This window comes from Pedobacter gandavensis, from assembly GCF_032677645.1.
Taxonomy (GTDB): Bacteria; Bacteroidota; Bacteroidia; order Sphingobacteriales; family Sphingobacteriaceae; genus Pedobacter; species Pedobacter gandavensis_A.
Genome location: NZ_JAVTSB010000002.1, coordinates 55,209 through 67,402, shown reverse-complemented (window position 1 = coordinate 67,402; position 12,194 = coordinate 55,209). Strand labels below are relative to the sequence as shown.

Annotated in this window: 12 protein-coding genes; 5 read left to right on the top strand and 7 right to left on the bottom strand. The window is 41.7% G+C overall.

Features of this window, described 5'->3' with window-relative positions:
* Positions 1 to 33 precede the first annotated feature (33 nt).
* Genes R2Q66_RS03825 through R2Q66_RS03810 form a run of 4 tightly spaced genes read left to right on the top strand, consistent with a single transcriptional unit; the run spans position 34 to position 3,297 of the window.
* Positions 34 to 576, top strand: a complete 543-nt coding sequence (locus R2Q66_RS03825; protein ID WP_316746677.1) for a DUF1599 domain-containing protein — start codon at positions 34 to 36, stop codon at positions 574 to 576.
* Positions 576 to 1,727, top strand: coding sequence for a BT_3928 family protein (locus R2Q66_RS03820; RefSeq protein ID WP_316746676.1), 1,152 nt, complete (start codon positions 576 to 578; stop codon positions 1,725 to 1,727). The genes R2Q66_RS03825 and R2Q66_RS03820 overlap by 1 nt, the downstream gene beginning before the upstream one ends.
* A gap of 2 nt (positions 1,728 to 1,729) precedes the next feature.
* Positions 1,730 to 2,788, top strand: coding sequence for an ABC transporter permease (locus R2Q66_RS03815; protein ID WP_316746675.1), 1,059 nt, complete (start codon positions 1,730 to 1,732; stop codon positions 2,786 to 2,788).
* A 2-nt stretch (positions 2,789 to 2,790) separates the two neighbouring features.
* Entirely contained in the window at positions 2,791 to 3,297 is a 507-nt protein-coding gene (locus tag R2Q66_RS03810) for a shikimate kinase (protein ID WP_316746674.1), read from the top strand.
* Here the strand turns inward: R2Q66_RS03810 and R2Q66_RS03805 are convergent.
* Positions 3,294 to 3,692 (bottom strand): acyl-CoA thioesterase, encoded by a 399-nt coding sequence (locus R2Q66_RS03805; RefSeq protein WP_316746673.1) that lies wholly within the window; start codon positions 3,690 to 3,692, stop codon positions 3,294 to 3,296. The genes R2Q66_RS03810 and R2Q66_RS03805 overlap by 4 nt on opposite strands.
* Before the next feature lie 70 nt (positions 3,693 to 3,762).
* Positions 3,763 to 4,212: a DoxX family membrane protein gene (locus tag R2Q66_RS03800; RefSeq protein WP_316746672.1), complete on the bottom strand. Its 450-nt coding sequence runs from the start codon at positions 4,210 to 4,212 to the stop codon at positions 3,763 to 3,765.
* 814 nt (positions 4,213 to 5,026) lie between these two features.
* Here R2Q66_RS03800 and R2Q66_RS03795 point away from each other — a divergent pair.
* Positions 5,027 to 5,686: a TetR/AcrR family transcriptional regulator gene (locus R2Q66_RS03795; RefSeq protein ID WP_316746671.1), complete on the top strand. Its 660-nt coding sequence runs from the start codon at positions 5,027 to 5,029 to the stop codon at positions 5,684 to 5,686.
* Here R2Q66_RS03795 and R2Q66_RS03790 read toward each other — a convergent pair.
* The 5 genes from R2Q66_RS03790 to R2Q66_RS03770 all read right to left on the bottom strand — a co-directional run bounded on the left by R2Q66_RS03790 (position 5,679) and on the right by R2Q66_RS03770 (position 12,191).
* Positions 5,679 to 6,479, bottom strand: a complete 801-nt coding sequence (locus R2Q66_RS03790) for a tRNA pseudouridine synthase A (protein ID WP_316746670.1) — start codon at positions 6,477 to 6,479, stop codon at positions 5,679 to 5,681. The genes R2Q66_RS03795 and R2Q66_RS03790 overlap by 8 nt on opposite strands.
* Before the next feature lie 4 nt (positions 6,480 to 6,483).
* Entirely contained in the window at positions 6,484 to 8,442 is a 1,959-nt protein-coding gene (locus tag R2Q66_RS03785; RefSeq protein WP_316746669.1) for a beta-N-acetylhexosaminidase, read from the bottom strand.
* Positions 8,443 to 8,519: 77 nt separating this feature from the next.
* Positions 8,520 to 9,935, bottom strand: a complete 1,416-nt coding sequence (dacB, locus tag R2Q66_RS03780; RefSeq protein ID WP_316746668.1) for a D-alanyl-D-alanine carboxypeptidase/D-alanyl-D-alanine-endopeptidase — start codon at positions 9,933 to 9,935, stop codon at positions 8,520 to 8,522.
* Positions 9,936 to 10,037: 102 nt separating this feature from the next.
* Positions 10,038 to 11,030 carry an aspartate-semialdehyde dehydrogenase gene (locus R2Q66_RS03775; protein WP_316746667.1) on the bottom strand — a complete coding sequence of 331 codons (993 nt, stop codon included), beginning with the start codon at positions 11,028 to 11,030 and terminating at the stop codon, positions 10,038 to 10,040.
* Positions 11,031 to 11,318: 288 nt separating this feature from the next.
* Positions 11,319 to 12,191: a sugar phosphate isomerase/epimerase gene (locus R2Q66_RS03770; RefSeq protein ID WP_316746666.1), complete on the bottom strand. Its 873-nt coding sequence runs from the start codon at positions 12,189 to 12,191 to the stop codon at positions 11,319 to 11,321.
* Positions 12,192 to 12,194: the final 3 nt, after the last annotated feature.

The following is a 12,194-nucleotide window of genomic DNA, read 5'->3' as shown; positions in this document are numbered from 1 at the left end:
TTAAATAGCTTTAAACTAAATATTTTAATTGTTTTGGCAACAAACACATCTCAAGAATTCGATTCAGTAATTGCGGTTTGTAAATCGCTTTTTATAAAGAAAACAAAGGACTATGGAACGGCATGGCGCATACTTAGGCCATCCTCTATTACCGATCAGATTTTCATCAAGGCACAGCGTATCCGTACCCTGGAAGAAAAAAAAGTGTCTATGGTAGATGAAGGAATTATTCCTGAATATATCGGTATCATCAACTATTGTGTGATGGGCATGTTGCAGCTGGAATTTACAGATGAAGATTCCTTTGAATTGCCATTGGAGCAGGCGGAGCAGCTATATGATGAGAAAGTAAAGCTCACCAAAGACCTGATGTTCGCTAAAAACCATGATTATGGAGAAGCCTGGAGAGATATGCGCATCAGCTCCTTAACAGACCTCATCCTCATGAAAATTTTAAGAGTAAAACAGATTGAAGACAATGCCGGTAAAACATTAGCCTCGGAAGGGGTGGATGCCAATTACCAGGACATGCTCAATTATTCGGTTTTTGCATTGATCAAACTTGGACTAAAATAATGAAGAAAATTGCCTTAAATTTTGCCAGAATATTTGTTGGAGTCCTGTTTATATTCTCCGGACTGATTAAAGCGAATGACCCACTGGGCTTCGGTTATAAGTTGCAGGAGTATTTTGAAGTGTTCCATATGCCTTTTTTAAGTGGCAGCGCTACCGGAATTGCCATCTTACTTTGTGTGATGGAAATTGTATTGGGCGCCTTACTACTCCTCGGATTCTGGTCTAAAAAGGTCACTTCGGGCTTATTGGCAGTGATTGTTTTCTTTACCTTCCTGACTTTCGTTTCCGCATTTTTCAAAGTAGTAACCTCTTGTGGTTGCTTTGGCGATGCGATTCCGCTAACTCCATGGCAGTCTTTCTCTAAAGATTTAGTGCTGTTGGCATTGATCATTTACCTGTTCATCCATAAAGATTTAATCCGCCCGGTCACCACCAATCGCAGCTGGCAAAGTGCCTCATTAGGCATTGTGCTTTGTGCTTCGTTACTGTTTAGTATTTATACTTACAGCAGGTCGCCGATCCTGGATTTCCTACCTTATAAAGTCGGTGCCAACATTCCGGAACTGATGGCTACGCCTCCGGGTGCTGAACCTGATGAGTTTTTAATCATGTACAATATGAGCAATAAGAAAACCGGGGAGAAAAAGGTGATGAGTGATAAGGATTACCTGAAAACGGAAATCTGGAAAGATGAAAACTGGGAAATCGTAGGTACACCTGAAAAGAAACTGATCAAAAAAGGATACGAACCGAAAATCAAAGATTTACTGATTTCCGATGCTTCCGGTACTGATTATACAAAAGAACTGATCGAAAACCCTTACTATAACCTGGTTTTTGTAGCTTATAATTTAAAGGATACCAATGAAGAGGCCATTGCGAAATTAAATGCACTGGCTTTAAATGCCGCAGAACAATTCAATATCAGAACGGTATTGCTGACTTCCAATTCTGCGCAGGATGCACAGGCTTTCAGTAAAAAAATGAAGCTGTTTAGCGAAGTTTTTTATGCGGATGCTGTGCCTTTAAAAAGCATGGTCAGAGCTAATCCAGGCGTAATCCTGCTTAAAAACGGGGTGATTATAAACAAATGGCATTACAATACGGTTCCTTCTTTTGAAGTGCTTTCCGAAAAATATTTCAGTAAATAAGGATGCTTTCCTACGCCCTCAAGAAGTTTTTCTACGGACTGGCGGTCATGCTGGGCGTATTGAGTATCGTTTTTATACTGTTTAATGTATTACCGGGCGATCCGGCCAGAATGACCATGGGGCAACGCTCCGATGTACAGTCGCTGGAAGCTGTCCGCAAAGAATTTGGCCTGGATAAGTCCAGGCCAGTTCAGTTTTTTCTCTATCTGAACGACCTTTCTCCCTTGAGTATTCATAGCAATACCGCCGAAAATCAGGCAAAATATCACTACCTGAAATTATTGCCTGTCGGAAATGAGGTGGTTGTGCTAAAATGGCCTTACCTCCGCAGGTCTTACCAGACTAAAAGAGAAGTGAGCACAATCTTAAGAGAAACCGTTCCCAATACTTTTGTACTCGCTTTATCTGCCATGATTTTCGCCACCGTTATCGGCGTTTTTCTGGGTGTAGTTTCTGCCGTACACAAGGATACCTGGATCGATAAAGCGGCAAATTCATTCGCCATTCTCGGGATTTCCGCTCCTTCATTTTTTGCTGGAATCATCATTGCCTGGCTATTTGGCTTTGTTTGGAGCGATTATACCGGCTTAAATATGTCGGGAAGTCTATATAGCTATGACCCTTTTAAAGGGGAAGTCATGACCTTGAAAAACCTCTGGTTGCCGATGATTACTTTGGGTTTAAGACCTCTGGCGATTATCGTGCAGTTAACCAGGAGTGCCATGTTAGATGTACTGGCTCAGGACTATATCAGGACGGCCAGAGCGAAAGGCTTGAGTAGGAATGCCATCATTTATAAACACGCATTAAGAAATGCTTTAAACCCCGTAATTACCGCCATTTCCGGTTGGTTTGCAGGTTTATTAGCCGGTTCTTTTTTCGTAGAATATATTTTTGGCTATAATGGATTAGGGAAAACTACCGTTACCGCGCTGGAAATGTCAGATTTTCCGGTGGTGATGGGTTCAATTCTTTTTATTGCCTTTATATTTGTACTGATCAATATTCTGGTAGATATATTATATGGTGTGGTTGATCCCAGAGTTAAACTTGCTGAATAAAAATGAAAATATTTCTGATTGGATTTATGGGTTGCGGTAAAAGTACCTTAGGTAGAAAACTGGCAACTAAACTAGGTTATGATTTTATTGACCTCGATCACCAGATTGAAATGGTTGCGGGCATGCCTATCGGGGATTACTTTGCGGCCAATGGTGAACCTGCATTCAGAGTGTTTGAAAGTAAAACTTTAAAGGAATTCAATTACCCGGACAATTGTGTGGTGGCAACCGGTGGGGGAGCACCTTGTTATTTTGACAACATGCAATGGATCAATGAAAACGGATTTTCCGTGTACATAGAAATGCCTCCCGCAGCTTTAGCAAAACGCCTGGAAAGCGGTAAGGACAAACGCCCTTTGTTGAAAGACATGAACGAAGAAGAGCTGATCGCCTTTATTGCCGCTAAACTGGAAGAGCGTAATCCTTTCTATCAGCAGGCCAGGGAAACGGTAAGTGGCATCAGCCTTACGCCCGATGCCTTAAGAGTATTGGTTTTATCCGACGTTTAAAGGTCTTCTTTCTCAAACTGCTCTTCAATATATTTAATATGGGTTCTGCCGTGTGGTACTGGATTTCCATCCTCATCTACATTCACGAATACCATTTTATCGATGGTCAGGATACTTTTTCTGGTGATCTTGTTCCGCACTTCACAGCGCATGGTTAAAGAGGTATTTCCAAAGGCTGTGGCAGTAATGCCCATCTCGATGATGTCTCCCTGTCTGGCAGAACTCACAAAGTTGATTTCCGAAATGTACTTGGTAACAACCCTCGGATTGTTCAATTGTACAATCGCATAAATCGCTGCCTCTTCGTCGATCCAGCGGAGCAAGCTACCGCCAAACAAAGTCCCGTTAGGATTCAGATCTTCTGGTTTTACCCATTTTCTGGTGTGAAAATTCATAAGCCTTATTTTGTTCAAAATTAATCATTTAAGACCTCATGAATCTCAGAGCGGTGTAAAGAATCTTATCTTACCTTCGCGGTTTTTTCTTCATTTGATAGTCTACGGAGAAGGGGCCGGAGCCAATCACCCAGAATAAGACCAACAAGGCCAAAACCAGGAGGGAAAGCCATAATTCTGAGTTTAAAAATGAAAATCCTCTGGATAGGTTTACGAAAAATACTGCACCCAACAGGATTGGAATCTGAATGACTACCGCAAATCTGGTTAACAGACCCAGTACAATCAATAAGCCACCCACCAGGTGGACAAAGCCAATAATATGCACCAGCAGACTGGCCATCATCCCGGAGAAACTATACACATTGTTTTGTAACAGTAAATCCTGTAAGGACGCGGTATTGCTCACAATCGCAATGCCCTTACCGAATATCAGTAATCCCAGAATAATACGAACCGCATCCAGCCATTTGGCATGATGCAGGTCTCCCCAGTGCTCAATCTTTTGAATAACAGTCATGATATACCTCCTTGTTTTTAAAAATTGCTAGTTGAAGTTAAGGAAAATAAATAAGATTAACAAGGCAGATCAGGCCTTAATTTACTGCTGTTCAGCGGCTTATTTTTATTTGAAAGCTTAATGAAAATCTAAGAAAATCAAAGGAATTGCAAGTATTAAAACCCTTGTTTTTTACACCTGTTGTGTTTTTTGTACAGGGGCAATATTTTAATATACTGGCATACAGCGCTTAGAATGATATAAAATATTTTTCCATGTCACCACTTCGATAGTTTTTGTAGGTTATATTTGCTCAGTATGAATTAAAATATAATCCCCTATTATCTTGAGATTCTAATACATTAATCAACGTTCTCAAATTTTTGTTGATTTGCCGCTTTGCAATTGTGCGTTATTGCAAAACGGGTGATTAGAACGCATAATAATAACCATTCAATATGTCCCCCCTATATTGAATTATCCCTCTCCATGGCATTCGGTAGGAACGCCATGGAGTTTTTTTTTAGCCCTTTATCGCTTTTGTATCTATTTATGAACTCTTTATCACAAATTATATATTAATATACCCTAATGAAAATCAGTCATTTGGTAGTCCAGGCCATGTTTTTGTGGAACTTTACTCGTCACTTTAACTAAATAAATAATTAATTATTATTATTTTTCCAAAAAAATCAAAGTGTTTTTAAATAAAGTTCCTTTTTATTGCATGGTTTTTGTATTTGTGTCTAATATTTATTTTTTGTATTAAAATATTCTTCTACGCCATTTCGTTTTAGCTATTTTCCATTTGTCCTTTATAAGAATCCCCGTTGATATGGTAAAAAAAGAACCCACAGAAGCAATTAAAAGCCGTTTATTGACGGAACGTAAGCTGATTGATGCCGTTGGTGCGATTATCAAGGCCAAAGGTTACCGTGCATTGGGCGTCAATGAAATCGCCAGAGAAGCAAAAGTCACCAAGAAATTAATCTACCGGTATTTTGAAAATGTAGACCGCCTGATTGAAACTTATGTGATCGAAAAGGACTACTGGCTAACTTATAAAAAGAGTATTTCGAGTGATATTGAAGGGATCAACAAAAAAAGCGTCTTAATAGACACCATATCCTCGCTTCTTGAAAAACAATTTGAGTATTTCTGGAACGAAGAAGAGATGCAAAAGATTATTTTATGGGAACTATCTGAGCGTACAGTCTTGCTGGAAAGTATGTGTAAAGTGCGTGCGGAACAAGGGGATGTATTGCTGGAGATGTCAGATCCCTATTTCAAAAACTCTCCGGTAAGTTTAAGAGGGGTATCAGCGCTGTTGGTTTCCGGAATTTATTATATGGTACTTCATGCTAAGAAAAACGACAGCACCATCTGCGGACTCGATATCAGGTCCGAAGAAGGCAGAGCTGAAGTGCACAAATCCATCCGACACATTGTCGAATGGGCATTTCAGGCAGGGAAAGCTAAAAATAAAACTACGTAAAGCTTTCAAACTGGGGCTGTAGAATCGCCGAAAAGGTGGTTCTTGGTGCCAGATCCAGGTAAGGGTAAGTTACCTTGGATAAATATAGCCCTTGCGGTTGGGCAGGGGTAATCAGTCGCGGTGTTTCTTTATTGATCAGATAATTTTCAAATTCATCCACAGTCAGTTCTCCTTTTCCGATTTTCAGCAACTGTCCCATAATGATGCGGATCATTTTGCCCAGAAAGCGATTAGAAGAGATTTGGAAGCGTAAACGGTCGCCACTGCTGTCTACGGTTAGTCCGGCCGACTTCACGTAACAGATCGTATGCTCGTATTTTTCCGGACTGGTGCAGAATCCACGGTAATCATTGTATAGCGGCAACAGGGCTGCTGCCTTTTTCATTTGATCAAATTGCAGGTTCTCCAACAGGTAGAAAGCACTCAATCCATTTAGAAAAGGACTCTTATACGTATGGATAAAATAATCATAACTGCGTTGCACGGCACCAAAACGGGCATGCGGTAAACCTTCCATTGGAATAATGTCGAAAACAGCAATACTTCCCGGCAGGATCTTGTTTAAACGGAAGATCAGGTCGAAATCCCAGGCTTGTTCAATATCCATGTGGAAAAAGAACTGACTGGCATGAACATGCGCGTCCGTACGGCCGCAGCCATTGATAAATACCGGTGTTTTCAAAATCTGTGTCAGCGCATTTTCTATGACGCCCTGAACGTTCATCACCCCCGGTTGTTTCTGCCAGCCATTAAAATGAAGGCCATGGTAGCCTATATGTACAAAATACCTCAATTTCTTATCTTCTTGCTCTCTTGTTTAACTCTTCTATTGGCATATTCATCATCCTTCCAATCGGCTGTTTGCCTCTGTAAGTAATTACTCTTAACATTTTCGCATCTTTTGGCGGGTTGAGTTTCTCCGTATATTTCGGATAAAAACGGTCCGGAAAAGAGTTGTCAAAACTGTAATAGATATCCAGTCCGGCTACTTCTGTTGTCAATTCGATAACCAGCTGCTTATCCGCAGATCTGCTCACCTTAAATATCGGATCATACACACTTGGTGCGTATTTAGTTTCCGCAATGTCCAGCCTTTGAAAATGCTGTTCTACGCGTCCGAAAAAGTTTTCCCAGTTTTTCTTTTCTTTCGGCGACCAGACCGATTCGGCAATCGCCATTCCTCTTGGCCAGGTCATGTATTCTGCCTGGCGGATGTTGGTCACCTGCTCCGTCCATAAGTTGGCTTGTCCACCTTTAATGTATTTTGGATCTACTCCGGCAGGAATCGGGTCAAATTCATATGCTTTGCTCAAACGTAGCGAAGCATATACCCTTGGTTCCGTAATCTGATCGGCCTGCATATAATCCAGGTAGGCATAGGTACTCGGGCTCATGACCACTTCATGGCCTTTCATTGCAGCATCCGTACCGTATTTCATGCCTCTCCAGCTCATTACTGCTGCACTTGGAGAAAGATCACCGTCCATGATCTCATCCCAGCCCATGAACTTTTTACCTTTAGATTCTACAATTTTCTGTACGCGTTTTTCAAAATAACCCTGTACCTGGTGCATGTTCTTTAATCCTTCTTTTTGCATCAATGCTTTGATGGCATCGCTTTTCTGCCAGAAGTTAAAAGGGGCTTCATCGCCACCCATGTGGATGTATTCGAAAGGGAAGAGTGCGGCAACCTGGGTAATCACGGTATCTAAAAAGCTGTATACTTTTTCATTTGCCGGACAAAGCGTGTTATCAACCAAAGCGGTTGGTGGCGCTCCTCTGGACCAGTCCATAATTCTTTCGCCGGAACGAACCCGGTAATTTTCTGCGCCAGGCGTACAGGAAAGTTCCGGATAGGAAGCAATCGCTGCTAAACTATGACCTGGAACATCAATCTCGGGCATGATATTTACAAATCTATCCTGAGCATATTGAATCAGTTCTTTTAAATCTTCCTGCGTATAAAAACCACCATAAGTACGGGGTTCGTCTGCGGTAGGCGGAATAAAGTTTCCAAATTCTCCGGTTTTCTTCACACTCCAGGCACCAACTTCCGTTAATTTCGGATAGCCCTTGATTTCTATTCTCCAGCCTTCATCATCGGTGAGGTGTAAATGAAGGAGGTTATATTTGTAGCGAACCATCGCATTGATGTATTGCTTCACTTCTTCTTTACTGAAAAAATGACGCGCTACATCCAGCATTAATCCTCTCCAACCCACACGTGGGTAATCGGTGATTTCTACGCATGGGGCAGACCAGCGGATATTCGACACCGGATCTTTACTTTCTATTTCTTTAGGGAATAACTGCACCAGACTCTGTGCGCCATAATATAAGCCGGCCGGTTTATTGGCTCTGATCAGAATCTGATTGGCTTTTACAGTCAATTGATAACCTTCCGTTCCTAAAAGCGGATTCGGCTTTTCATTTAACAGGAGCCTGATTTGTGCATGATCTCCGGTATGACCAGTTACGATAGACACATAACTTCCCGTAGGGGTAGTTAAGCGTTCCTGTAAAAAGCTGGAAACCTGTTTCAATTCCGCACTTGCCGGCGACTGGATCACTACATTTTTCGGTAAAATGAAATGACCATCCTGTTTAATCACAGAAACGGGTTCTGGAATGATGGCAATTTCGGTAGGAAGCGGGTTTGATGGGAACAGCTCAGCAGCACTTTCAGTATTTGGTGCCTGACTAAAACCAGCAACGCTGATCAGACCGCACAATACGAACAGGAATAATCTTTTCATAGCAGGGGGTAAGCGTATTATGTATTTAAAAACTCGCGCAATTTAACCATAAAAAGGCAAATAATCCGGCAATGACCCTACTTTAACGCGTCCAGCACTTTGAAGAGCTTCTTGTTAATGCCGCTTCCGGAGTAGTTATTGATGTTGATGACAATGATGTATTTGTTGCCCCCTTTATCGGTATGATAGCCCGCATAAGCAGAAACATCGGCTATGCTGCCACTTTTTAGTTTCATGCCATTGTTATCCGGCAGGGATTTATAGAAGTCCGGAAACCAGGTTTCTTTTTGTGATTGAAACAGGATTTCTGCCATTGCCATTGGTGTCACTCTGGTGGCTGGCGATAATCCGCTGCCATCCGTAATGTTCAATGCAGATCTGTCCAGACCTTTTTCTGCCCAGAAATTGATCACCGTTTGTGCGCCGTTGATCGTAGTCGGTACTTTCCCCGTTTTCCAGGCTAGTGTTTTCAACAGGTGCTCCCCGTATAAATTGACGCTTTTTTTATTGAACCAATAAACGATTTCTGATAAGGTAGGGGAGGTAATGGTAATCAGTTTCTGCTGAATCGCAGGTACGCTCTGCTGATCTATGGCCAGTAATTTTGCCGTGGTTGCTGGCTGTTCCACAGGAATGCCAATGCGGTTCAGGGTATCCTGTAAACGGTAAGCAGCATCAAAAGCAGAATTTGGTACGGCCGTTGAAACCCCCGGTTTGGAAATTCCCAATGCCCAGGTTCCACGTAGGTAAGCCACGTTGCCATCCGGAGGAAGGTAAGAATAAGCATGGTCTCCGCTGCCTTCCGCACCAGCCGTCAGCTCGTTCCTGATTTTAAGGTAAGGCATTTCCGGAACCACTTTTAAGATAGATACCGATTTATCAGGCGTGTTGTTCGCTTTCAGGTGGATATCGAACTGGTTTTCGCGCCAGCTGAGTGCTGATGGACCAGCGCCATAATAATTGCCGATATCTTGCCAGATCCAGCCATCAGGAGTAGTTTGAGTTCCCCAGATGCTGTCGTCTCCAATGATTTTACCCGCTATTTTTTTAATTCCTGCACGCTGAATCGCAGTGACCCATTGTTGCAGGATGTAGTTTTCTTTCGTATTCGCGTAGCGCCAGGAGCCTAAAGTCGGATCTCCGCCGCCAACAATGATCAAATCGCCTTGTAAGGTGCCATCCGCAGTAATGTTGCCACTATAGGCAAGTGTGGTTTGGTATTGAAAATCTTTGCCCAGCATACTGAACGCCGTGGCCGAGGTAATGGTTTTTAGGGTAGAAGCCGTAGCTAATCCCAGCTCTTCATTTTTGCCCAGCAACAACTGACCGGTATTGGCATCTAATACGCAAAGACCGATAATTGCATGTTTCGCCTGACTATCGTCTTTCAATACCTGATACGCTTGTTCCAGTTTTTCTACCGGACTTTGCGCCTGGGCTAGTTGTTGTAAAAAGATAAGGGATAACAGGGCAACTTTTCTGACGATATTCATGAAGAGATTTATTTGAAGCTAAATAGCTATTAACGAAAAAAAGAGGTACAGATTGCTTTTTATAGCGTTCCATACCTCAATCATTTTTTTATAGAAGGAGAATTAAACCAGGTCTTTATTCACCAGGTATTCTGCAATCTGAACCGCATTGGTTGCTGCACCTTTACGAAGGTTATCTGCAACGATCCAAAGGTTTACTGAGTTCGGCATAGATTCATCGCGTCTGATTCTTCCAACAAATACTTCATCTTTCTCATGAGCATCTTTAGGCATTGGGTATTTCAGGTTGGCAATGTCATCAACAACAACAATTCCTGGCGTAGTAGCCAATAATTCTCTAAGTTCGATCACATCAAAGTCGTTTTCAAACTCGATGTTTACCGATTCAGAGTGTCCACCCATTACCGGAATACGAACAGTAGTAGCCGTTAAACGGATGCTATCGTCGCTCATGATTTTGCGTGTTTCATTGATCATTTTCATTTCCTCTTTTGTGTATCCGTTTGCTTCGAAAACATCAATCTGAGGAATTACGTTTAAATCGATCGGGTAAGCATAAGCCATAGGGCCATCAGTGATACCGTTACGTTCATTCATCATTTGCTCTACTGCTTTTACACCCGTACCTGTTACAGACTGGTAAGTAGAAACAACAACACGTTTGATCTTATATTTATCATGTAATGGTTTTAAAGCCACTACCATTTGAATAGTTGAACAATTTGGATTAGCAATGATCTTATCATCAAGAGATAGTTCATGAGCATTTACTTCCGGAACTACTAATTTCTTAGATGGGTCCATGCGCCATGCCGATGAATTGTCAATTACTGTGGTTCCTGCCTCAGCGAAACGTGGGGCATGTTCTAAAGAGGTGCTGCCACCTGCAGAGAACAAAGCGATATCAGGTCTCATTGAAATTGCAGTATCCATGCTTACAATAGCGTGCTTCTTACCCTTAAAAGTGATTTCTTTACCTACACTTTTCTCAGATGCAACCAGAATCAATTCGGTTAACGGGAAGTTACGCTCTTCTAACACTTTTAACATTACGGTACCTACCAGACCGGTGGCGCCTACAACTGCAATTTTCATTTTTTTAATTGGTTTTTTATAGTTCTTATTAATTTATAGTATTCAGTTTTTGGTAATAAGTTCTCTGGCTTTCCGGGCTTATTCCGCCCATATTTTTCAAATATGGTGAAATTTTTGTGCTTTTTATGGCTAAAGTACTCAAAACTTGCATTTTAATGCGCTTTAAAGCTCCTCAGGAGCTGGTATTACAGCGGCTATTGCTCATGGAGCAGCGGAGCCGGGCGAAGGGCATAAAAAAAGGGAAGTAGTTTCGTAAACCACTTCCCTTGATATTTTAAGCTGTTATGCTTAAACCAATTCGCGACTTACGTAATCAAAGCTTTGCTTGATGCTGATAAAGGGATCCTTAGAGAAATTCTCTTGTTCCACGATAGCATACTTCAATCCTGCCTGTTTGGCATGTTTAAAGAAAGGTTTAAAATCAATTGTACCAGTTCCTACTTCTGTATTGATGGTATGGTTTGCTTTGTCCATATCCTTTACGTGCCACATTGGGAAACGTCCAGGGTATTTATTAAAGAAAGCAATCGGATCATTACCTGATCTAACTACCCAGTATAAGTCCATTTCGAACTTCACCAGGTTTTTATCTGTTTCTTCCAGCATCACCTCATATCCGGTTTTGCCATCATATTTCTTGAATTCAAAATCGTGGTTATGGTAAGCCAGTTTCAATCCTGATTTTTTACAGATTTCAGCTGCCTGGTTCAGACGCAGCGAAACTTTCTTGTAATCATCAAGGCTTGATCTTAAACTTTCGCCCATCCATGGAATGGTCAGGAATTCCATATTCAATCCTTTGGCGCCTTCGATAGCGATTTTCAACTCGTCCTGATTTCCGTCTTTTAAGAAAGAATCCAAACCGAAGTGTCCACTTGGTGCTTTCAGACCGTTGTTATCCAACAGGCTTTTGAAAGCTTTAGCGTCCATACCGAAATAACCACCTTTTGCAGAGTATCCGTAAGTTTCAACTTCTTTATAGCCTGCTTTAGCCACTTTCTCAATTACACCTTTAGGGTCTTTACCGATCACTTCTCTCAAAGTGTACAGTTGTAAGCCTACTGGTTTTACTTTAGCAAATGCGTGCGCAAATGAAGGAAACAGGAATGCTCCTGCGGCCATCATACCTGCGTTTTTTATAAATGTTCTTCTCGAGTTCATAGA

Coding starts and splice junctions, on each gene's coding strand:
- R2Q66_RS03785 (WP_316746669.1), bottom strand. CDS start 8,442: ATGAAAAGATTATTCCTGTTCGTATTGTGCGGTCTGATCAGCGTTGCT.
- R2Q66_RS03820 (WP_316746676.1), top strand. CDS start 576: ATGAAGAAAATTGCCTTAAATTTTGCCAGAATATTTGTTGGAGTCCTG.
- R2Q66_RS03795 (WP_316746671.1), top strand. CDS start 5,027: ATGGTAAAAAAAGAACCCACAGAAGCAATTAAAAGCCGTTTATTGACG.
- R2Q66_RS03775 (WP_316746667.1), bottom strand. CDS start 11,030: ATGAAAATTGCAGTTGTAGGCGCCACCGGTCTGGTAGGTACCGTAATG.
- R2Q66_RS03810 (WP_316746674.1), top strand. CDS start 2,791: ATGAAAATATTTCTGATTGGATTTATGGGTTGCGGTAAAAGTACCTTA.
- R2Q66_RS03805 (WP_316746673.1), bottom strand. CDS start 3,692: ATGAATTTTCACACCAGAAAATGGGTAAAACCAGAAGATCTGAATCCT.
- R2Q66_RS03800 (WP_316746672.1), bottom strand. CDS start 4,212: ATGACTGTTATTCAAAAGATTGAGCACTGGGGAGACCTGCATCATGCC.
- R2Q66_RS03815 (WP_316746675.1), top strand. CDS start 1,730: ATGCTTTCCTACGCCCTCAAGAAGTTTTTCTACGGACTGGCGGTCATG.
- R2Q66_RS03770 (WP_316746666.1), bottom strand. CDS start 12,191: ATGAACTCGAGAAGAACATTTATAAAAAACGCAGGTATGATGGCCGCA.
- dacB (WP_316746668.1), bottom strand. CDS start 9,935: ATGAATATCGTCAGAAAAGTTGCCCTGTTATCCCTTATCTTTTTACAA.